General features: G+C 43.7%; 8 protein-coding genes. All 8 read right to left on the reverse strand.

Annotated features, from left to right (window positions below):
* Positions 1 to 57 precede the first annotated feature (57 nt).
* The 8 genes from LVD17_RS27075 to LVD17_RS27110 all read right to left on the reverse strand — a co-directional run bounded on the left by LVD17_RS27075 (position 58) and on the right by LVD17_RS27110 (position 23726).
* Positions 58 to 1617 (reverse strand): NAD(P)-binding domain-containing protein, encoded by a 1560-nt coding sequence (locus tag LVD17_RS27075; protein WP_233763348.1) that lies wholly within the window; start codon positions 1615 to 1617, stop codon positions 58 to 60.
* A gap of 75 nt (positions 1618 to 1692) precedes the next feature.
* The gene (locus LVD17_RS27080; protein WP_233763350.1) at positions 1693 to 3156 is read right to left on the reverse strand and encodes a serine hydrolase domain-containing protein; all 1464 of its coding nucleotides are present in this window, start codon (positions 3154 to 3156) and stop codon (positions 1693 to 1695) included.
* Positions 3157 to 3218: 62 nt separating this feature from the next.
* Positions 3219 to 6359: a non-ribosomal peptide synthetase gene (locus LVD17_RS27085; protein ID WP_233763356.1), complete on the reverse strand. Its 3141-nt coding sequence runs from the start codon at positions 6357 to 6359 to the stop codon at positions 3219 to 3221.
* Between the two features lie 93 nt (positions 6360 to 6452).
* Positions 6453 to 8312 carry an asparagine synthase (glutamine-hydrolyzing) gene (gene asnB / locus LVD17_RS27090; RefSeq protein WP_233763358.1) on the reverse strand — a complete coding sequence of 620 codons (1860 nt, stop codon included), beginning with the start codon at positions 8310 to 8312 and terminating at the stop codon, positions 6453 to 6455.
* A gap of 73 nt (positions 8313 to 8385) precedes the next feature.
* Entirely contained in the window at positions 8386 to 9498 is a 1113-nt protein-coding gene (locus LVD17_RS27095) for a cupin-like domain-containing protein (protein ID WP_233763360.1), read from the reverse strand.
* Positions 9499 to 9543: 45 nt separating this feature from the next.
* Entirely contained in the window at positions 9544 to 14142 is a 4599-nt protein-coding gene (locus LVD17_RS27100) for a non-ribosomal peptide synthetase (RefSeq protein ID WP_233763369.1), read from the reverse strand.
* 47 nt (positions 14143 to 14189) lie between these two features.
* Positions 14190 to 20321, reverse strand: coding sequence for a non-ribosomal peptide synthetase/type I polyketide synthase (locus tag LVD17_RS27105; RefSeq protein ID WP_233763379.1), 6132 nt, complete (start codon positions 20319 to 20321; stop codon positions 14190 to 14192).
* A gap of 42 nt (positions 20322 to 20363) precedes the next feature.
* The gene (locus LVD17_RS27110) at positions 20364 to 23726 is read right to left on the reverse strand and encodes a non-ribosomal peptide synthetase (protein WP_233763380.1); all 3363 of its coding nucleotides are present in this window, start codon (positions 23724 to 23726) and stop codon (positions 20364 to 20366) included.
* Between the last annotated feature and the right edge of the window lie 2 nt (positions 23727 to 23728).

Below are 23728 nucleotides of genomic sequence, written 5' to 3' on the forward strand. Positions count from 1 at the left end.
TAGATCAATTATTAAACAGACTGAGTTATTAGTTTTTCAGAATTTATGCGTATGAGATCAGCTCATTACAACATCGGCATTGATCCGGGCCATTTCAGATTCCACATATTTTTTCAGCACGCTAACATGCTTTTCTTCATGTTTCCATTCGCCAAACAGGTCCTCTACCAAATGCAGGCATGAAACCATTTCACTTCCACAGTAATGTCTGATAACCGGGTGTAGGAAGAATGACTCTTCTGCTTTTTCGGCTGAAGGATTTCTGTTTACCATGAATACATTTTCCTGGCTTGGGCCGAACTCTAATGAAATGGTAAAATAATGCCGTGGATTTTCAACAGGATTGTACCCCTTGGGCAGTTCATAATAGTAGGTAGCGTCTTCATCACCTATATCCACCAGGTCGACCAGGTAACCGAACTGTTGCCAAAGTGCTGAAGAACTGTTGATCCTGTTCAATATTGCGTCCGCTACAGATTGGAAATTGCAATCCAGCTTTTTTGAAGGTAGTGTCTTTTGTTCGTACTTGTTTTGCAGGATGTGAAAAAGTGTCTTCACATTATATCTGAATCCATGAATAAATCCAGAAGTGGTTTTCTTATATGAGTTAGACTGCATAAGAGTACCTGCAAAGTACATGTGAGGTATGTTCTTTGATTCCCAATCCATGTTCAGGGCGGGTAACCGGTCGTTTATTACTACTTCCGGCATACAGTTTTCGTCGAAGATAGACCTATCCAACTTGAATCCTGTACAAACCAGAATCTTGTCATACTCCAATATTTCTTCCTCACCATTCGCATGAGCATAAACCACATGTACGTGATACTTGCCATCCTTCATGGAAATATTGGTAATATCGGCATCCAGCAAAGCATTTTGTGATTTTAACTGGTAGGTATCCAGGAAGTTGTTATTTATGGCCCTCAGATGCCCCACATAATGCGTTTGCCAGGCAAGCTTTACGGAGTTGGGGCTTGAAACATGTATAAGCGCTGCCGTATCCGTGAGATAATCAGCCGTTTCAAAACCTGAGTTACCTTTTCCCAGCACCAATACCTTCTTGTTTTCAAATTCCTTTTTGTCAAGGGTCATATCCACGTAATTATCAGTAAGCTCAATACCTGGGATATTGGGCAAGTAAGGCTTTGAAAAGCCGGTAGCTATGATCAACTTATTACAGTAGAAAGCTTCGCCTGAAGATGTGGTAAGCTGAAAGTTTCCTTTTTCAGTATCATTTTCCCTGGCTATATTATCTACTTTTTGCTTAAACATGATATTGAGTTCAGCGTCTTTGGCATAATCAGCCAGATACTGTAAAAGGGCTGTAGCTTTAGGGAAATATGCGCTGGAATAGTTTTTAAAGGTAAGATCTTCATTCTCGCTTAGCAGAGAATTCCAATCCCATCTCAGGTTTATTTCATGATCGTCGTAGCCGGTATGCACTTTGTTAATGGAGATCAGGGTGCCATGTCTCGGAAATTTTTTAAAAGCAGTTCCGGGGGCATCACCACCCTCGAGTATCAGATAATCGGAATTATTCTTTTGTAAATAATACCCTAGCTGTAAGCCAGCAGGGCCTGCTCCAAGAATAATGTAATCAAAATGTTTTTTCATGACTTTTAAGTTTGCATTAATATTTGGTTTAGGAGCCAGATTCAAAAATCTGGTATATAGATGAAATAATATAGATCAGTTTTTGCCCAGTTTTTGAGCACAGTCGTTAATATCAAATTCCAGTGGGGCCATATCAAATTTCAAAGCTTCGGCCTTTTTCAGGCATTCATATGCTACAGCATACTCTTCTTGTGCCATATTGATTTTGCCCAGTACATAATAGGATACCGACGACTCAGGGTAGAGCTTAACATTCTCTTCTACCAGCTTTTTGGATATCTCCATATTCTCGCGCATAAAGACCCAGGCCAATTCATTCAGGGTATTGATCCCTATATCACCTTTCGACTCAGCTTTTAGATCTTCAAGTCTTACAAACATGTCATCGGCATTGGTCCTGTTATACACTTTAAGTAACTCAATGGCATTGCTGGGGTATTGCACAAAAGGATCCGGCCCAAAATATGGATCAAGGTCAAGGCCTGTGGTCCAATCATTGACCTTTGAGGTCATCAGTGTCCCCCTGTCGCTATTAGTGAGCAGTACAACTCCCCTCTTTTTGGTCACCGAATAGCATAACTGGGCCTTAAAGCCATCGTTACTGCCTGCCTGGAATATCACAGTATCACCCTCACTATATGACACTTCAAAACCGGCAGCGTAATACAATCCGGGATAATCCTTTCCTACAGGCACGAGGGGTTCTAGCATGGTTTGTAAGCTCGCCGGGTTTATATGTTGTTTGTTAAATGTTGAAACAATCAGCCTGGCATAGTCTGCCGCAGTGGTGTTGACCGTGGTGGACGGTAAAAACTCATCACTTTTCCACTTTTCCATTTCGCCTCCGAAAGAATCATGTCCTAATGCATAGTTGACAGGCTCCGTGCCTCTACTCATGAAATAAGAATATGTATTTTTAAGCTGCAAGGGCTGATAGATCACCTTATCATAAAGTGTTTCAATAGACTCGTTGCGCTGCTTAGCCATCACTTTAGCAAGGTAATTATACCCTTCACCAGAGTAAACATACTCTTCTCCGGGATCACTCATTATCTCAAGGGTATCCGGGTTATTATTCGATTTCCAGTTCTCGATACCGGATGAATGGCTCAGGATCATGCGAGGGGTAATTAACTTGTATCGCTCGTCATGCGCCAGCTCTTCATGCTCCATATACTTATACATGGGCTTATCCAGATCAAGCTGTCCGTCTTCTACCATCTTAAAAGCAGCAAATACCAGAAAGCTCTTCGACAGCGAGGCTGCTTCAAACAGGGTGTTCTCATCAACCTTGTTTTTGTCCTTCAGTTGTTTATAGCCATAGTTATGAGAAAACACCACCTGATTGTTGTCAATGATAGCTAACGACGCACCGGGTACGCCGACCTCACTCATCATGTGGCTGATTTTTTCATTAAAAGTTTTGACTTCAATGGTGTTTCCATTCGCTGTAAAAGTCTTTCGTTTTTGAGCCTTTGCGGTAAAACATCCACTGGCCAGCACTGCGGCCAGCAGTAAATACTTAAGGTTTTTCATCATAGTGTTTTAGGTTTCTCTATCTATTTTCTCTGTTAAGCAGTCCTGATCGTTCTTGTACTTGTCTATAGGTTAAAAGATATTTCTTCTTCCATGGCGGAAGATTCATCCTCTTCAGACAGATATTCCAGTATATGCTGATCTGCATTTTCAGCAATCCTGTAAACCAATGTCTGGAACTGAGCAATGAGCAGTTCAATATCGGATTGGGTGAAATATGCTGTAGAATACTCAAACCTGAAGTTGTAGGTATCCTGACCTTCACTGGCATAAAGTGTAAGAGGATATTTTGAAGTTGCCCCCTCTATTTCATATCGCTTAAAACTTTCGTTAGTGGTGGCATTGTTATCTCTCTCAAAATTCTGGAAGATGAACATCACATCAAATAAGCTCCTTACTGCCTGGGTACGGTTGGCATTTACATCTCTCGCAATGTCTGCAAGATCATAAACCTGCTGGCTGTTGGCTTGTACGAGCAGTTTATGTGTATTTCTCACAAAGTCTTTAAAGCTTGTATTTATATCTATCTGTTGACGAATGGGTAATGTTTTAGCAAACATCCCTACGACTCTTTCCACCTCGTGCTGCATTCTTCCCGAGCTTGCACAACCAACAACGATATCATCCTGACCTGTAAGCTGTGATAGATACAAGTACAATGTAGAGAACAGCACCGAGAAGTGCGTGACCTCCTCTCCCTTGAGCACATCAAGCAGTGGCATGATTTTGTCGCGCTCAATCTCGAATATTGCTTTGCCGCCATCTTCAGACATATCATCGGGGGTCGCTGTAACCGGAAGCTCCAGTTTCGGGATGTCTCCTTCAAACTGCTTCAGCCAAAACTCACGACACGACACATAGGCTTCATTTCTTTTAAAAGCATGTTCCCACTCTGCGTAATCTTTGTACTGAATGTTAAGGGGTTCCAACTGCTGGCCTGCGTACACCCGGATAAAGTCGGATAGCAAAATAACCTGCGACATACCATCACAAACAATGTGGTGGGTGTCCATAACGAGAATGTGCTTCCCGTCTTTCAATGTAATGATCCCACATCTCAATAATGGAGCTTTACTCAGGTCAAATGGCCTGATGAAGCTGGCAATAGCCTCGTCTGCCGACTGATCACCTGCGTCGATTTCCTCTACTTCAAATTGAATTTCGTCCTCAACCTTCTGAACGAGGTCATCATTTTCAAGATGGAAAGTTGTTCTAAAACCTTCATGTCTTGCCACCAGGGTGTTCAGCGCCTTTTCTATTTCTCCTTTATCCGCTGCACCCTCTACCCACCAGGCCAATGGCAGGTTGTAAGTGGTGGAAGATCTGTTCATAACATAATTGTAGTACATCCTTTCCTGGGCAGAAGAGGTATGATAGTACGGTTTGGACTCTGACGGGTTGATCACATAAAGGCTGTCTTTAGTCGCTTTATTGATCAGTTCTGCCTGTTTTTGTATGGTTGCGTTGTTGAATAATTCATTCAGTGATATTCTGATACCGAACTCTTTGTAAAGTCGTCCGATCAAACGCATAATACCCAGAGAGTTACCTCCTATGCTATGGAAGGTATCTGTGATGGAGATCTGCTTATCTCCCAATATCTCTTTCCAAATGCCCAATATAGTAGTCTCCACATCATTTGTTGGCGTCTCAATGGCAGTCTTGTCCTGATGCAGAAGCTCTGTCAAGGCTTTAAAGTCAACTTTCCCATTGCTGAGCAGCGGAAACTCCTTCACCTCCACTACTCTTGAAGGCACCATGTATTCCGGTAAATGTCTTCTGACATGTTCGTTAATATGCTTATCCAGGTCGGCACTGCCACGCGCATTATCGCTGGCTACAACAAAGGCCACCAGAGATTCACTGGTCGCTGCCGGTACATTTTCATCCACATGCTTGACCACTACGGCATTTTTCACCTGCTCAGCCTGAAAGAGTATGGTTTCTATCTCATCAAGTTCCACCCTTATGCCGCGCATTTTTACCTGCCTGTCTTCACGCCCCATAAGATCAATTTTACCACCCGGCATCAACCTCGCTTTGTCTCCGGTTCTATAAGCGGTGGTCTCATCAGGAGTACCTACTCTGATCCTGATGAATTTTTCCTTCGTCAGGGCTTCATCGTTCAGGTAGCCTTTGGCAGTGTAGTTGGTGATAATATAGAGGTCACCAGGAACCAGCGGGTTACACTTTTCCAGGTTATTATTGGCTACCAAAAGTTCTGTGTCAGCTATAGGTGCTCCTATAGATATCTTCTGTTGTTTGGCATCCTCTGGCTTAATTCTGTAAAAGGAGCGTACCATGGTAGTTTCCGTAGCTCCATAGAGGTTTACAAGCTGGATGCGAGAGCCAAAGACTTCGTACCAGTGCAGCAATTCGGATGGAATGATCTTCTCCCCGGAAAGCAGCACATAGCGGAGATCTTTAAAGTTTTCTTCTTTCAGTTCTTTGGTGTTAAAAACACGAAGCACACTTGGCACACAATGGATATAGTTAATGGCATTGTTATCAATCCACTGCACCATATCTTCCGGGGTGAAAAATGAATCATGATCGGGAGGTATACATATCAGTCCACCGGTTAACAACGGCACGAATACATCTCGTAAAAAAGCATCGAAATACGGGCTAACGAATTGACTGAACCTAAAGGGTTTATGCATTTCAAATTCGCTAATTTCCCACTTCAGGAACTGTAACAGACTATCGTTTCTACCGACGACACCTTTAGGGGTGCCGGTGGAGCCTGAGGTAAAGTAAACATAGAGGCTGTCATCAGCATTGTACTCAGGATACAGAATTTCATCATCAGGAGTGTCTTCCAATATATCTTCCAGATAGTACTGATCCAGTGCATCACTCCCTTGAAACGAAGCCGATGTTTTAGAGGTGATCAGGTATTTAAGGTTGAGATTTTCGCTCATCTTTTCTAACCTGGAAGCTGGCAGTTTTTCATCAATTGGCACAAAAACACATCGCGCATTCATCACCCCCACCATAGTACAAATGATATCACACCTGTCTTTGAGGTAAACACCTACTATGGCTTGATCTGTAACTCCTTTGCTCAGCAAAAATGCTGTGATCTTATTGGCCATGGACAAAAGCTCTGCATAACCAATTTCCTTCTCAGCCGATTTGATAGCTTGTAGTTGATGGTCAGCACCGGCTTGTAGCTTCTCGATTAACTCTGTTTGAAAAATCATGTATTCCTTTCTTAATTCTTTTACATTAAATATTCCTGGCGGCTCATCATTTGGCCTGACAGAGGTCCCCTCAGGGCCTTTTGCCTTTTTTAATTATTCGAAAAATTGCTCCAGCAAAATCCCGAAGGTTATCACCGTGATCAACAGATCCGTTTCGTATGGGGCGTTAATGGTAAAGCCCTCTTGTTTATAGGTATTTTTAAGTTTCTCTATTTCATCAGCGTTGAAATACCCTTGCCTTTTGATGGTGTCATAGGACAATACATCGTTGATGTACTCAATATTCTTCTGCAACAAATAGGGACTTCCCGGCGCTATGAAGTGAAACTTCTCTCTCTCAAAAACCTCTTTGGGCATAAATCTTCTGGCCATGGTTTTTAAGATGTATTTCTCCGTAAAATCATTGAGTTTAAGTTCGGAAGGCACCTGGGTAGAGAAGGCAATCAGTTCTTTATCAAGAAACGGATACCTGGCCTCTACGGAATTGGCCAGCGCCATCCTGTCGCCATGGTCAGACACCAGGTGATCGACCAGTCGGATCTTATAATCTATGTAGGCTCTTTTATTCAGAATGTCTCTGTTTTTTACCCGGTCTTTGTTGATCACATGATGGTTGAGACAGTTAATTTCATCAAACGACTCATTCAAGGCAGCCGAGTAGAGGCTCCTTTTGGTGATGTCATAATCCAGAAAGTTCCTTTCATAGAAGAAGGACTCATCTCCCCAGAGGTCATACCTTAGCTTTTCTTCCTCAGGGCTGGACTCATTTTGGACAAAGTTCATTTGTCTCATCTTATCGAACCTGTAACCCACATAGCCTGCAAAAAACTCATCGGCTCCCTCGCCTGACTGGATCACTTTGATGCCGTTAGACCTCACTTTTTCTGATAAAGCCAGCGATGCCGTATTGTAAGTTTCCTTTATGGGGCATTCGCTATGATAAACTGAAAGCTGTAACCGCTCGCTGATATCTTCATAGAAAAATGTTTTTTGGTTCAGTCTGGAGTTACTCTCTTTGGCTATTAATTTCTGGTAGATAGACTCTGAGTGCTGGGAGTCAATGAAGTCGATCGAAAATGCTTCTTTCTCCACATCAGGCACCAGTTTATTGACCTTCATGGCGATCATGGAAGAATCGAGTCCGCCACTCAGATAGAATCCTGAGGGTACATCAGCTCTAAGACGAAGTTTGATAGAGTTTTCGAACAGTTCTTCAAGCTTATCAACATAGTACGTCTCTGGCTTCCCATTCATCTTCATTTCTCCTTCCGGGTAGATGAGGTCCCAGTATTCATGCTTGGAGATCTCACCGTTATCGTCTACTTCAATATAGTGGCCATTTTCAAGGCTATTGATATTCTTAAACATCGTTCTCGGACTTATCAGTCCGGCAAATGTCATGACCTGATCAAGGCCTACAAGGTCAACTTCACGTTGTACAAGCGGGTGTTCAAGAATGGCTTTTATCTCTGATCCGAAAATAAAGGTCTGCCCGACTTTGGTATAAAAAAATGGTACGATACCCATCTGATCACGAGCGCAGATCAGTACTTTTCTTCGCTTGTCATACAAGGCAAAGGCGAACTGCCCATTCAGGTCATTGAGGAAACTTGTTCCTTTTTCTTCATAAAGATGAAGTATCACCTCCACATCGGAACTTGTTTTAAAGGTGTGTCCCCTGCTTTTCAGTTGCTCTCTAAGCTCTATATAATTAAAAATTTCACCATTGCAGATTAACACAAGGGATTCATCCTCGTTGTATAATGGCTGCATACCATTTTCCAGCCCTATAATGCTAAGCCTGCTGAAGCCTAAGGCTACATTTTCAAAGATCAGGGAGTCCTGAGCATCGGGTCCCCGGTGGATAAGCTTTTCATTCATCTTGTCCACGATCATTTTATCTTCGCCTGAGGCTCTCTGATCAAACTTAATAAACCCGCAAATACCGCACATATATTGTTATTAATTGGATATTGTTTACTAATTAAGAAGACATGGTTTGTCTTACCGGTTATCTACAAATGCCTCAAATAGTAAGGCTGACTGTCTCATTTCCTGGCTTGAGTTCCTCCCAGGCATCCCACTGCATACCTGCGCTGACAGAGAAAACATTGTCTACTGCATATACACAGTGCCACCAGAAAGCCGGGATGACTAATAACTCACCGGGACCAACGATAACTTCAAGTGCACGGGCTTTGGCAAATGCAGGAAACTCATTGGTATCGACGCCTATCACGTTCTTGATCTCACAGGTTTGAAAGGTATTGAATGCTTTCAATGCATAGAGGTATTCTGTTTGCTCAGGTGAGAACAGGATCATTTTCTTCCTGCCCAAAATATTGGCCAGCATGCCGTTGCAGCAGTCTCTGTGCAGTGCTGTACAAGGGTTATCCCCTGACTTTGACCCCATCCAGATCTGTGGCGTGGTGAAGGTTTCGGGGCTAAAGAATGGTAACCTGAATTTAGACCACATAGCCGGTGGCAGATCGCACCCTCCGGTATACACAATATCTCCGGTGGTATTCTCTACCTTTTCGATGAAATCACCCATAGTTTCAAAGCCTTCCTTTCCTTTTTCAAGAACCGGGCGAAGACGTGTATCACCAAACTTCTTCTTAATTTCATCCATCGTAGATGACAAAAACTCCCAGTCATCCAGCACCCCGGTCATTACGAACGGCATTGACTCATCAATCAGGTTAAGTACTTCCTCTTTTGAAGGTTTATGAATTCGCCTGATCTCGGTCACGCTATCTTTATAATCGTGACATTTCTCCTCAGTATTACGGATCAATTCGTAAACTTTTTCAGATGGTCTTTTGATCAAATTGAAGAGATAGCCTGCAAGGGCAAGGTCTCCTTCAACTGATACCTGCATTAAAAATTTCGGGTCTCTCAGGTCAAACCTGTCCAGGTTTTCCAATACTCCGGCGAGCGTTTCCTGCTTCATGCTTACAACTACATCTGGCTTTTGAGATGCTTCTTCTACTAGTTTCAGCTTATTGTTATTAAGCTCGATAAATGCGGAAACGCGATCACCATTGTTGTCCAAAGTGACTTCACATACGCCGGAAAGTGCTGTCTGACAGACACCATCCTGCATAAGGCTAAACAATTTTTTAATCAAATCTTGCATAATTCTGTTTTAGGGTCTTTTTACTGTTTTATATTTTTCGTCTGCTCAGGCATAGTCAAGTGCATCCTGCATCTCTACATCTCCAAGCATGATATCGGTATCGTTGAGTACTACCTGTAGTATATTGTTGAAATACTTCATGAGAAGTTGAATGGTATCCTTGTCATAGTATTCAGTATTGTAAATGAAATGCACCAGGAACCTGTCTTTTTCATCGATGGCATGGATCTTAAATTCGAAATGAGAGCTCTCTGCCCATTTAACCTCCACGGGTTCAAATTTCAGTTCATCTAACGTTACGCTTTCATCGTGGTAGTTCACCAGCGCAAAGTGCACATCAAACAAGTTGGTCTGCTGAATGCCCTTCTCATTGAGAGCGGCTATCATTTGATCGTACTGGAAATCCTGATTGTCAAAGGCCTCCAGCACACAGCCTCTCACCTCGTCCAAAAATTGGCTGAAGGTCAACTTCTGATCCACCTGAACTCTGAGAGGCAGTAGGTTTACAAAAGTGCCCACGATGTCCTTTAATTTGGAGTGTGTTCTGCCCACTACATCTGTACCGATCACGATATCGGTATTGCCGGATATCTTGGATAAAAGAAGGTAGTACACAGAGAGCATGAACATAAAATCAGAGGTATTGGCCGATGCTGTAAACTTTTTGATTTTAGCATAGAGGTCTCCTGACAAAGACATTTCTTCAAATGTGGCTTCGTTACCGCTGGATGCATCACGCTCTTTGAGCATAGGCATTTCCAGTGCCGGGGCCTTCTCTGATAACTTATCAAGCCAGTATTCTTTTTGCTTCACAATGCTATTGGTGACATGTTTTTGCCAATAAGCATAATCAACATATCTGATTTTCAGCGGAGATAATTCTTCTCCTTTGTAAAGCCTCTTAAAGTCTGTCATCAATATGTTTTTGGAGATACCATCGCAGATGATATGGTGGATATCCAAAAGCAAAAAGTTACCTAGCTCAGGGTGCATAAACAGCCCGCATCGCATTAATGGGCAAGTTGAAAGGTCAAATGGCCTGACAAAATCATCCATCACCTCTTCAATGCTGTGGTACTTTGCAGGGTCTGGCATGATCAGCTCAAAAGCCACTGATTCATTGATTTTCTGAACTATGTTTCCTTCATCTGTCTGGAAGAAACCTGTTCTTAAACTTTCATGCCTGTCCGTCAGCTTCTGGAAAACAGACTTGAGTTTGTCTACATCGATGTCTCCGATGATGCGATAAACATTGGCCACATTATAGGTCAGGTCTTCCTTATCGCGGGAGTGTTCAATATATAGCCTTTCCTGGGCAGATGATGTCGGATAATATTCCTGATCTGCAATTCTTTTGATGTCTTCTGCCTGGCTGACCTGCGTTTTTTCTATCAGTTCTGAGAGCTTCTCAATTGTAGGGCAGTCAAAGATCTGCCTCATGTGCAACTGTACAGCAAACTTCTGCTGTATGATGTAGTTAAGCTTAATGGCATTGATAGAGTTACCTCCCAGGTCAAAGAAATCGCTATCGATGCCTATCTGACTCTCTTCGATGGCCAACAGGCTGGCCCATATGTCAACCAGGATTCTTTGCTGATCATTTTCAGGCCTTACCAATCCACCTGTGCTTACTTCAGGGTCAGGTAGCGCTTTGCGATTGAGCTTGCCGTTAGGTGTCAGCGGCAATTCGCTGAGCCATACATAATGTACCGGAACCATATAGTCAGGCAATACCGCCGACAAACGGTCTTTTAGTGTGGCCTGATCTATGGTTTCAGCGGATACATAGTAGGCCACCAATTGCTTTTCATCATTATTGGTTCTTGCCACAACCACCACATCTGATATGTTATCATGTGATGTCAGCTGTTTTTCAATCTCACCCAGCTCTACTCTGTATCCTCTGATTTTAACCTGATCATCTATCCTTCCCAAAAACTGAACTTTGCCATTGGCCAGCCACCTGGCCTTGTCCCCTGTGCGGTAAAGAGTAGTAGTAGTCAGAGGGCTATTGACAAATCTTTCCTGGGTAAGTTCTTCCGCGTTCAGGTAGCCGTTGCTCACTCCATCTCCTGCTATATAAAGTTCACCAGCCACGCCTACAGGCAGTACACTGCCATGTTGGTCTAGTATATAAAGTTTTGTATTGTTAATGGGTCTGCCAATTACGGGTTGCCCTGCAAATTCCTGCCAGTTAACTATCTTCTCCGCAACTGCTCCAATGGTAGTCTCCGTGGGTCCGTAATGGTTAATGAATTGTATTTGTCCATAGGCTTTGCTCACTTTTTGAACCTCCTCCGTGCGGATAGCCTCGCCACCCAGCAGGATATGTTTCAAGCTGTTGAGGGCACCCGGTTTGTTATCCACTACTCCGCTAAAGGTTGAGAACAATGATGGTGTAACCTTCAGGTAGGTGATCTGGTGGCTTTGAATGTAATCCAGCAATTGGTCCGGAGACTGGTAGGTTGTTTCAGGTATCAGGTGCAATTCGCCTCCGCATAACAATGCGGGGAAGGTTGAGGTGTACCCTAAGTCAAAAGCATATGACGATGTAAGTAACGATTTATCATTAGCGGTCAGCTGCGTTGCCTGTTTAAACCACGTGACATAGTTTACCAGGTTTTGGTCGCTTATTTTTACTCCCTTGGGCTTGCCTGTACTTCCTGATGTATAAACCACATAAGTCAGACCCTGCTTACGAGGAGCAGGTTTTGCTGCTTCCCCTGCCATGTCTGCCTTGCTATCCACGATCACTTTCTCTCCTGAAAAATCGAGTTTACTTTCCAGGGGCTCACGGGTAACTAACTTACCACAGCCACTCTCCTTCAAAATGAGGCTCTGTCTATTGGGGTTTTGGTTGGCATCCAAGGGTAAGAAGCCTGCTCCGGACTTGAGTATTCCGAAAATACCGATGATCATTTCTAAGGAAGGATCTGAATACAAAGCCACCAGCTCCTGTCCTTCTCCTATCTGTGATGCCAGATCATTGCTTCGCTCATCGAGTTGCTTATAGGTGAGTTGCTCTCCATCAAAGGCAACGGCCACTTTATCGGGATGTGAAGCCACTTGCTCGTCAAACAGGTCAAGTACGGTTTTGCTTCGGTCATACTCAACATCCGTATCATTAAATGCTGTCAGGATCTGCTCTCTTTCAGCTGCTGAAAGCACATCTATATCCTTAAGTTTGATATCCTCGTTGCCAATGATGGCAGCAACGACCTGATGGAAGTAGTTGGCAAACCGCTCTACAGTCTCTTTTTTGAACAAATCGGTTGAGTAGTTAAAACTCATTCTGACCTGCTCTCCTGCATCAACATACAGCGTAAGATCAAACTGCGATACTTCGCGCTCTAATTCAAAGGGCTTTAGCGTTAGGCCTGGGATTTTAAATTCGTTCTTTTCATAGTTTTGAAAAACAAACCGGATATCATAAAGCGGGTTACGCCCTGAATCTCTTTTTACCTTTAATACATCAACCAGTTCCTCATATTGGTAATCCTGATTTTCAAAGCATTCGAGGGTCTTTTCTTTAACTTCTTTCAGAAATTCTCGGAAGGCCAATGTTCCTTTAGGGAAGCTTCTTAAGGTTAGGGTATTCAGAAATATTCCAATCATATTTCTAAGCTCAGCATGCTTTCTGCCCGCCGTGGGTGTACCGATCACGATATCTTCCTGGTTGCTTACTTTGCTGAGGAATACCTTGAAGATGGATAAGATGACCATAAACATGGTTGCTCCTTCTTTGTCCCCGATAGCCTTTAACTTTTGGGTCTCTTCCGGGGTAAGCTCAAACTGAACTGTGCTTCCTTTAAAGCTTTTGACCTTTGGTCTTGAGAAATCATAAGGCAAGTCCAAAGCAGATGTTTCTTCGGCAAATTCCTTTAACCAAAAATCTTTCTGGTTGGCAGTATCTACTCGCTGCTCCTCGCCCAAAAGCCACTCTGCATAATCTTTATACTGCAAATGAAGCTCCGAGATCTGCTCTTCATTATACAGAGCCATAAAGTCATTGAGTAATATTTCCTGCGACACTCCATCCGTGATGATGTGGTGAATATCCACCATAAGGATATGTTCTTCAGGAGCTGTTTCGATCAGTCCGATCCTGATCAAAGGTCCTTTGCTCAGATCAAACGGGCGGATAAACTTTGATATTACCGACTTAGCCTCCTCTTCTGTAGCCTTGAAATGCTCCATTGAAAGGTCAATGTGTTGAGCAATTTTCTGGAAAGGCTGTTTGTTGACGACTTCAAATGTAGTGCGAAGAGTTTCATGACGATCTGCGAGTTGGTTAAAGGCTCGCTCGAGACGCACTTTATCTAAGGCTCCTTCTAACCTGACAACCTGCGGCATATTGTAGGCCGTGGAGTTGCTGTCTAACTCATAAAGAAAATATAACCGCTTCTGGGCCGGAGAAAGTGGGTAACTGCTCTTTTCCACAGCCTTTTCGATGGTGCTGAAGCCCTGTTTCTGGTTGATGCTCTTGAAAAAAGCAAGGATCTCAGTCTTGCGTTCCTTCAACTCCGCAATAATTGCAGGGGTCAGGTTCTTTTTTTGTCCTTGAATTTTCAACTCGTCGCCCTCAACTACCAGGCTGATCTTATGGTTTTTTCGCAGGTTGGTTATGTATTCGTCAATTTTCATCTTAAATCAGTTTTATGAGTACACTCATCAGCTTTTATCTTGTTTTCTTAAATGGACATCTCCAGAATTTCCTCGGAGGTATCCGTGTTTATATTGATCTGTTTTGCAGTAATGATATAGTCAGACAGGCTTACAATGTCCTGCTTTGTAAATAGCTCTTTTAGCGGTATCTCCAGATCAAACACCTTCTGAATCTCAGCTACCAGCTCTGTTGCTTTTAATGAATTACCTCCCAACTCAAAGAAGCTACGGGTTACGCTGATGGTTTCAGTATTGGCTTTCAACACTTCCGACCAGATGTCAACCAGTTGTTCTTCTATTTCGTTTGATGGCCCTACATACTCCGTACTGCTCACCAGCTCCGGGGCGGGCAAAGACTTCCGGTCTATCTTCCCATTCGGAGTAAGCGGAAATTTGTCCAAATGCATGAAGTAAGAAGGGATCATGTAATCGGGCAGGCTTTGCGAAAGGTGGGCACGAAGATCAGCCGGCTCTATCATCGAAGCCGAAACATAGTAGGCTACCAGTATCTGCTCGCCAGTGTTTCCATGTGTGTAAACGACTGCTTCCTGTACCTCTTCATGGGTCAGTAGCTGGCTCTCTATTTCACCCGGCTCGATACGATAGCCTCGTATCTTCATCTGGTTGTCCATTCTGCCCAGGTATTCAATGGCGCCGTTGGGCAGCCATCTTGCCGAGTCTCCGGTGCGGTAGAAGCGCCCGCTTACTCCGGCAGGGTCACTCACAAAACGCTCTTCGGTTAAGGTCTTATTTTGCCAATAGCCCCGCCCTACTCCTTTGCCACCGATGTAAAGTTCTCCGGCAATACCGACAGGCTGAAGCTGTCCTTCTTCTCCAACGATCAGCATCGTGGTATTGGCTATCGGTGTACCGATATCTATTCGTTCTGCTTCGGTTAGTTCCTGAACCGATGACCATACCGTGGTCTCGGTGGGACCGTACATGTTAAAAATCCTGCCCTCATATAGGCCGTGCAGGGTCTGAAGCAAATCCGCAGGGAAGCCTTCTCCTCCTACCATCAGAGTATCTATGTTTTGCAGGGCTTCCGCTGCATGGCTGGAAGATAGTAACATCTTCAGGTGCGATGGGGTGATTTGCATCTTGTTGATGCCTCCTGTGCTTATCAGTTTACAAAGTGCATCGGGATCTTTCTGGTCACTTTTACCTGCCAGCACAACCTCGTGCCCTTGAAGTAATGGCAACAAACTTTCCAGTACGAAAATATCAAATGAGATCGTGGTCAGACAGAGCATGCGTGAGCCTTCCTCCATTGGGATGCGGGCAGCTATACCCTCTACAAAGTTGATCACATTGCGGTGCTCGATCATCACGCCTTTTGGCCGTCCGGTAGAGCCGGAGGTGTAAATCATATATGCCAGGTGTGATGGTGATATCGATACACCGGGGTTAGCTGTATTTTCTTCTGATATTGAGGCTGAGGTAACGTCTATGGTTTGTCGTTGCTCTCCAAATTGGTTGGCTCTTTTTTCCAGATCTGCATCAGTCAGCATCAGACTCAGGCCGCTGTCTTTCACGATGTAGTCTATGCGGTCCTCCGGGTAGTCCGGGTCTATAGGCACATAGGTGCACCCGGCTTTTAATGCGCCAAGGATACTGATGAAAAGGGCTTCGGTACGAGGCAGCATAATCCCTACGACAGCTTCAGCCGGAAGGTCCTTTTTGAATATGCTGTTCGCTAGCTGGTTACTCCTGACGTTCAGTTCTTCATAGGTCAGGCTCTTCCCACCATAGGTCAGCGCTATGGCTTCCTTATTTTCAGCTACCTGTGCTTCAAAAGCGGTAACGATATTGCGGCTTTCATCAAAAGTAAGTCCAGTATCGTTAAAGTCGGTCAATATCAAACCTCTCTCTTCTTCGGTGATCAGATCGATATCCGACAACCTGATGTTGACATCGGCCACAATTGTAGAGATGATCTGATTAAAATAGCTTATAAATCGCTCTATGGTTTCTTCTTTGAACAAGGCCGTGCAGTACTCGAAACTTAATAAAAGTGAGTCTCTTTTGTCTACAGCAAACAGGGTTATGTCAAACTGGGAGAGTACTTGTCCTTTATCATAGGGGCGAAGAACTAAACCTGATATTTCGTGTTCCGAGGCCTGATCTGTCCGGTAGGAGAACATCACATCGAACAGTGGGTTATGACTTGTATCTCTGGTCAGGTGCAGTTCGTCTATTAGCTCCTCATATGGATAGGACTGATGATCAAAGCTGGCCAAGGTTCTATCTCTTACCGCTGTCAGGAACTCTTTAAAACTCAGGTCTCCCTGTGGGGTGTTCCTAAGCGGAAGTGTATTGACGAACATCCCGATAACCCTTTCCACATCACTGTGCTGTCTGCCTGCGGTTGGTGTACCCACTACTACATCGGTCTGGTTGCTTAGTTTGGCCAGCAACACATTATACACTGCCAACAACATCATATACATGGTAGTACCTGACTGATCGGCAATAGTTTTTAACTGTCCTGTAACATGGGGGTCAAGTTCAAAGTTGGCTACAGCTCCTTCGAAGCTTTTTATCACCGGCCTTTGAAAATCTTCGGGTAAGTTGACAGGGTGAACTTCCTCCTGGTACTGCTTCAGCCAAAACTCTTTGTGAAGCATGGCCTGTTCTTGTTGTTCGTCACTTTGCTGCCACTCAGCATAGTCTTTATACTGTAACTGTGGTTGCGGCAGATTAGCTCCATTGTAAAGCTTCATGAAATCTTCGATCAGGATGCTAAAGGACACACCATCTGAAACCAGATGATGGATATCAACCATCAAAATATGTTTCTCCTGTCCTGTCTTGATCAATCCCACTCTGAACAATGGCTCCTGACCAAGGTCAAACGGACGAACAAACGCTTCGATTATCGATGCAACACCTGCTTCATCGCTTTCGAAATACTCAACTTCAATATCTACGTTATCACTTATCTTCTGAACGGGCTGCCCATTGACAACTTCCACGAAAGTGCGCAGGCTTTCATGTCTCCAGGCCAACCTGTTAAACGTATAGGTGAGCTGATCCCGATCCACTTCACCCTGCACTTCAAATGCCTGGGGTAAATTGTACGCCAGCGATTCACTATCAAACTTATGAAGGAAGTACAGTCGTTTTTGCGCAGAGGAAAGTGCGTAACCTTCCTTTTCAATGGCACGAGGTATCGGTCTGTAATTGTGCGTACCTCCTTCCGGTTGGTTGCGTCTTGTGTCATCAATTAATTGGCTCAACCGGGCTACGGTTGGATGCTGAAAGAAATCGTTTAGCCTGATCTCTACATTCAGTACCTGATGAATGCGACCTGTCATGGTCAGAGCTTTAAGCGAGTCCCCTCCTATTTCAAAGAAATCATCCTCTACGTCTATATCTGATTTTCCAAAAAAGTTACACCACAAAGTCAGCACTTCCTTTTCTGTTGGTGTGAGTGTATGGTGTTCAATGTCACTGTTAACTTCTACCGGCTCAGGGTCAAAACTGCTAAAATCACCTCCCTGATTCAGTTTAGTGATCATCTCATAGGCATCAACGGCCACCGGGTACTTGACTTTGTCAAAGGCATAAGGAGGCAATGATACTTTCAGCCTCAATTCCTTTTCATAGAAAACTCCCCAATCCGGAGCTATACCATTTTTCCACAGCTCACCCAGGCCTTCAAACAGGTATGCCGTATCATGGCAATCCTCTTTAGGTGAACGCACAAGGTTAACCACCTTATGGTGTTTCTTACGGTTCTGATTTGACCGCACAAAGGTACCCAAGGCGTTACCGGGACCTATCTCAAGAAAGCAGGTATCTTCTCTTTTCAATAACCCATCGATACCCATTGAGAAGTTCACGGTATACCTGAGGTGGTCCAGCCAGTACTGTGCGGACGAAATTTCTTTATGTGCGGCTTTCGCTCCTGTGAGGTTAGATATGAATGGAATTTGTGGCTCACTGATAACTACTTTATCCAATTCAACGCTATACGCTTCGAGCATTGGGTCCATCATGTAGGAATGAAATGCATGAGAAGTATGGATACTCCTGTTTTTATATCCTAAAGCATTTAGTCTGGTAGCAAAGTTTTCAATAGCATCGGCAGTACCTGACACTACACATAATTCGGAGCTGTTAACGCCTGCCAGTGATATATTTTTGTGCTCATCAATGAGCGGTTTCAATGTTTTCTCATCAATGGAGATACTCAACATAACGCCGGCCTGCATTTTTTGCATCAACTCTCCTCGCTTTACGACCAGACTCAAGGCATCTTCCAGGGTGAATACTCCGCTGAGGCAGGCTGCCACATATTCACCTATGCTATGACCGATCATTACATCAGGTTTAATTCCCCACCTGATCAATAATTTAGCTAATGCATATTCCGTAATGAAGAGTATCGGCTGAGCATATTCTGTGTTATTGATTTCCTGTGCTGTATCAGCTCCAAAAAGAATAGCTTTCAGGTCTTTTCCGAATTTGTTATGGATCAGATCAAAGCAGGTATTTGCTTCGGTCTTAAAGTACTCTTCAGCTTCATACAAGCCTTTGCACATGTTGGCATATTGTGACCCCTGCCCTGAAAACATGAATACCAGGTTGCTTTGAGGCTTATTTATCAATGAGGTTGTGCCTGTATTTGAAGTGAGCTGGTTTACCGCATCCTCTGCACCATCACAAACAAATGCCTGCCGGTGCTCGAAGTAGTTACGTCCTGTCTGTAAAGTATAGGCAATGTCGGCGAGTTTAATTTCTCCATTTTCACGGATATAACCTGCCAGATTTTCAATATTACGATTCAACGCTTCCGGGGTCTTACCGGAAATCAAAAGCAATTGATGGCTCCTGCTCTGAGATGATTCCTCTCTTTCGGGAGCCTCTTCCAGGATCACATGAGCATTGGTGCCGCCAATCCCAAACGAACTCACTCCTGCTCTTAAGGGATACTTTTCACTTTTCCATTCTTTTAAACCTGTGTTGATATAAAAGGGGCTGCCAGTAAAGTCAATTTTAGGGTTGGGCTTGTTATAATTTAGTGTAGGAGGAATCTGTTTGTTTTTCAAAGCAAGTGCCACTTTGATCAGACCGGAAGCTCCTGCTGCTGCATCTAAATGACCGAAGTTGGACTTAACCGAACCAATGGCACAGTATTGATCTTTACTTTTTCCGAAGGTTCTGTTTAAGGCTTCAATTTCAACGGGATCTCCCAATTCGGTTGCCGTGCCATGAGCTTCTATCAGGCTAATGCTTTCAGGCTCTACTTTAGCCCATTTTTGTGCTCTCATGATCGCCTCGGTCTGGCCGTCAACGGAAGGGGCTGTATAACCGACCTTTTGTCTGCCATCGTTGTTTATACCACTGCCTTTGATGATAGCATAGATATTGTCTTTGTCTCTAAGGGCATTTTTCAGGGTTTTCAATACCACAACCGCTGCACCTTCTCCTCCTATAGTACCCGAAGCCTCCGCATCAAAAGTGCGGCAATGACCGTCTTTGGAGTAAATCATTCCCTCCTGATACTTGTAGCCTTTCTTGAATTTGTTGGTAATGGTGATACCCCCGGCTACGGCCACATTACAATCCATCGTCAGCAAACTTTTGCATGCTTCATGAATGGCCACCAGTGATGTGGAGCATGCCGTGTCCATATAAATGGCGGGACCTCTCAGGTTCAGACAATAGGAGACTCGTGATGACATGAATCGCGGACTGCTCAGTTGGGTGGCTGTAAAAGGATCTACAAGCCCCTTTTGGTTTATTAACTGAGAGTATACCTGCCAATTAATATTGGCTGAAGATCCGGCAAACAGGCCTATCTTATTTTTGGTGTCTTCAGGGTTACAGGCGGCATCTTCTAATGCCTCCCAAACACACTCGTGAAATAGCCGGGTCTGAGGGTCCATGATCCTGGCCTCATCGGGTCTGTAGTTAAAGAATTGCGCATCGAAATACTCTTTGTCTTTCAAGTAAGCACTAGCCTTGACATATGCGGGGTCATTTATATTATCGATATCTTCTCCTGCCTCCCGGAGTTCATCATCTGTAAAAAAGGTTACAGACTCCACCCCATCTCTCAGGTTTGCCCAAAAGTCGTCAATATTATTAGCGCCCGGAAACCTTCCTGACATGCCTATGATTGCGATCTCTAATCCTGTATACTTTCCCATATTGTCTATAGTCTAATTCACTGACAGATGCTATCGATCTTATCAATAATCATCCATTTGATTAAATATGCTCAGATTGTCTTCTGCTTCCATGAGCTCCTCATCCAGCTTTTCTGCCATCTCTTTAACTCCGGTATCTCCATTGATAATGTGATCGGCAATCTTCGAAATGGTGGTCAGCCTGAACATGGAAGCCACTGAAAAGTCACTGTTAAAATATTCATTGACCTTATTTTTCAACTCTATTATTCTTATTGAATGTCCCCCCAACTCAAAGAAGTTGGAGTTAACTCCTATCTTATCCGCGTCGAGCCCCAGAATTTCGGACCATATTTCTACCAGCTTGGCTTCAACTTCATTGGAAGCCGCCTGATAGGTATCAGAAGTTGTAATTTCCGGTTCAGGAAGGGCACTTCTGTTGAGTTTACCATTGGCGGTCAGGGGTAGCTCTTCTATCGGAACAAACAGCGAGGGGATCATATAGTCTGGCAATACATCAGCTAAGTACTCCCTAAGCACTTTAGGCTCCACCGTTTCCTTAGCCACATAATAGGCTACCAGGTATTTGTTACCACGCTTGTCAATATCAATAACGGCAATTTCATTGATAGCCGGATGTACGGCCAGTTGCCTTTCAATCTCACCCAATTCAATCCTGTAGCCCCGGATTTTTACCTGCCGGTCGATCCTGCCCAGGAATTCGATATGACCATTTTTCAACCACCGTCCCCAGTCACCGGTTTTGTACATTCTCCATTGATCGTTGTATGGATCAAAACCGAATTTTTCGTGGGTTAAATCCGGGTTGTTTACATATCCTTTAGCCACTCCTGCTCCGGACACGCATATTTCTCCTGCCACCCCAACAGGGAGCAATTCACCGTTTTCACCCAAAATCAATATTCTTTTATTGGCAACAGGCTTACCAATGCTATAATGATCTCCAGGGTAAGGGTATTCACATGAAGTTGTCCAGATAGAATCTTCGGTCGGACCGTAAAGATTAAATGCTGCAAAAGGCAAATCTCTTTCAGACTTATAATTCAGTCTGTCTCCTGCAATGTTCATTACGCGTAAGCCAACAGTACTGTCAGGCCAATCCGCCTTCAGGAGGTATTCCGCTATGGCTGTAGGCTGGTATGTAATTTCAATACTATTATCAGCCAACCAGGATTTCATCAATGAGGGATCAAACCTGATTTCAGCAGGGGCTATATTAAGGACTCCACCAAAGGCTAAGGCCGGCCATATTTCAAAAGCAGAAGCATCGAAAATGACATTAGCAACCTGACTCAGCTTTGTGCCTGTCACTACCTCAAATTTCTGCTGAAAATGGTAAACCATATTCAATATTCCCTGGTTCAGCACTTCCACACCTTTAGGCTTACCAGTGGTTCCGGAAGTATAAATAATATAGATAGGATCTTCAGGACTTACCTCAGCCCTAATTTCTTCGGATACCTCCAGTACTGCTTCGTTAACATACACGACCCTCTCCTTTTCAATTTGGGATATGAAGTCTGACTGATGTTTTTTAAAGGCTTCATGAGTCAACAACAATTGGGCTTCGCAATCTGAAAATTTGAGGATATTCCGGGCATCAGCTTCATCAGGTGAGAGGGGCACATAAGCACATCCGGTCTTCAATACCGCCAGCATACTGGCTATCAACTCCACAGAGGGACCGAAAAGTAAAGCGACCCTTTTCAAGCCATTTTTATCCAGAATCTCATTGATCTGATGGGCAATTTGATTGGCCTTATGATTTAACTGTCTGTAGGTAACATGATCTTCTCCATATTGAACAGCTATACTTTCGGGGTTAGTTTCAACCTGCCTTTCAAACATGGAAATGATTCCCTTCTCCGTCGGGTATTCTGCTCTGGTATCATTAAACTCTTGTAGCAGTTGTTGTTTTTCCGACACTGGGAGGATATCAATATCCGAAATCCGGATATCGACATCTTCAATAACAGCGCTAATGATTTGTTTGAAGTAGGTAACAAACCTTTCTATAGTATCACTATCAAACAGCTCTGTAGAATACTCAAAACTAAACGACAACCCTTCATCTGACTCCAGTGTTGAGAGTGCAATATCAAATTTTGAGGTTTGGCTCTTCCATGTTTGAGGCTCTAGGGTAAGCCCGGGAATCTCAAGTTCAGTCTGGCTGAAGTTTTGAAAAACAAACATCACATCAAACAGGGGATTTCGACTGGTATCTCTTGTCACCTGTAAGTCATCGATCAGTTCTTCGTATTGATAGGTTTGATGCGCAAAGCATTGATGTGTATTTTCCTTTACGGAAATAAGAAAATCCTTAAAGCTATGACTGGAAGCCGGGTAGTTTCTCAGGGCTACGGTATTGACAAACATACCGATCAGATTCTCCAGGTCGGCATGTTGTCTGCCTGCTACAGGTGTGCCTATAACAATGTCTTCCTGGTTACACAGTTTGGCAAGCAATATGTTATAAATCGCCAGCACGACCATAAACAGGGTGGCTCCTTCCTGATCGGCAATAGCCTGAAGCCTGGCTGCTTCGGCTTTGCTTATTTCAAAATCTACAGCCGCCCCGCCATGCTTTCTCACTGGTGGCCTTTTATGGTCCAGCGGCAACTCCAATAAAGCCGGCTGGCTGGCGAATTGTGCTTTCCAGAAATCTCTTTGTTTAGCAATTTCCTCCTGTTGTTTTTCGCTCTGCTGCCATTCTGCGTAATCTTTATAGGTTAATGCTATCGGAGGCAATGTTTCATGATTATAAAAGGCCATGAAATCCTGAATCAGAACAGCTTGCGAAACTCCATCCGTTACAATATGATGTATATCGACAATCAGCAGGTGTTCTTCCGGAGTAGTGCTTACAATACCCACCCTAATCAGTGGGGCGCTTTGTAAATCAAATGGCCTGATAAATTTCTCTGTGGTTAACTGCAATTCACTTTCCTGACATTCTAAGTATTCGATTCCGAAATTTACCTCGTCATGCACTTTTTGCAGGGGCTCATTATTGATCAACTCAAAGGAGGTTCTCAGGCATTCGTGTCGTTGTAAAAGTTGTTGAAAAGCCTTGTTAAATCTTTCTTTATCAATGATCCCGGTTAGTCTGACCGTTTGCGGCAGATTATAAACCGTGGATGTACTATCGAATTGGTAAAGGAAATATAAGCGGCGCTGTGCCGAAGACAATTTGTAATGTTCCTTATTTTCTACCTTATCTATTTTCACAAAACTGTTTTTACGAGCTACTTCTTCCAGATAGCTTGTCAGATACTCCTTGTTTTCTTTAATCTCCTGCACCAGGTCGCCGGTCAAAACACCCTGCGGGGCATTTATTTTTAACTTCCCATCCACCAGCGTGAGATTAACGTTAAGCTTCCTAAGTTTTGTTATTATTGCTTTCATTA

The sequence above is a fragment of the Fulvivirga ulvae genome (assembly GCF_021389975.1).
Lineage (GTDB): Bacteria > Bacteroidota > Bacteroidia > Cytophagales > Cyclobacteriaceae > Fulvivirga > Fulvivirga ulvae.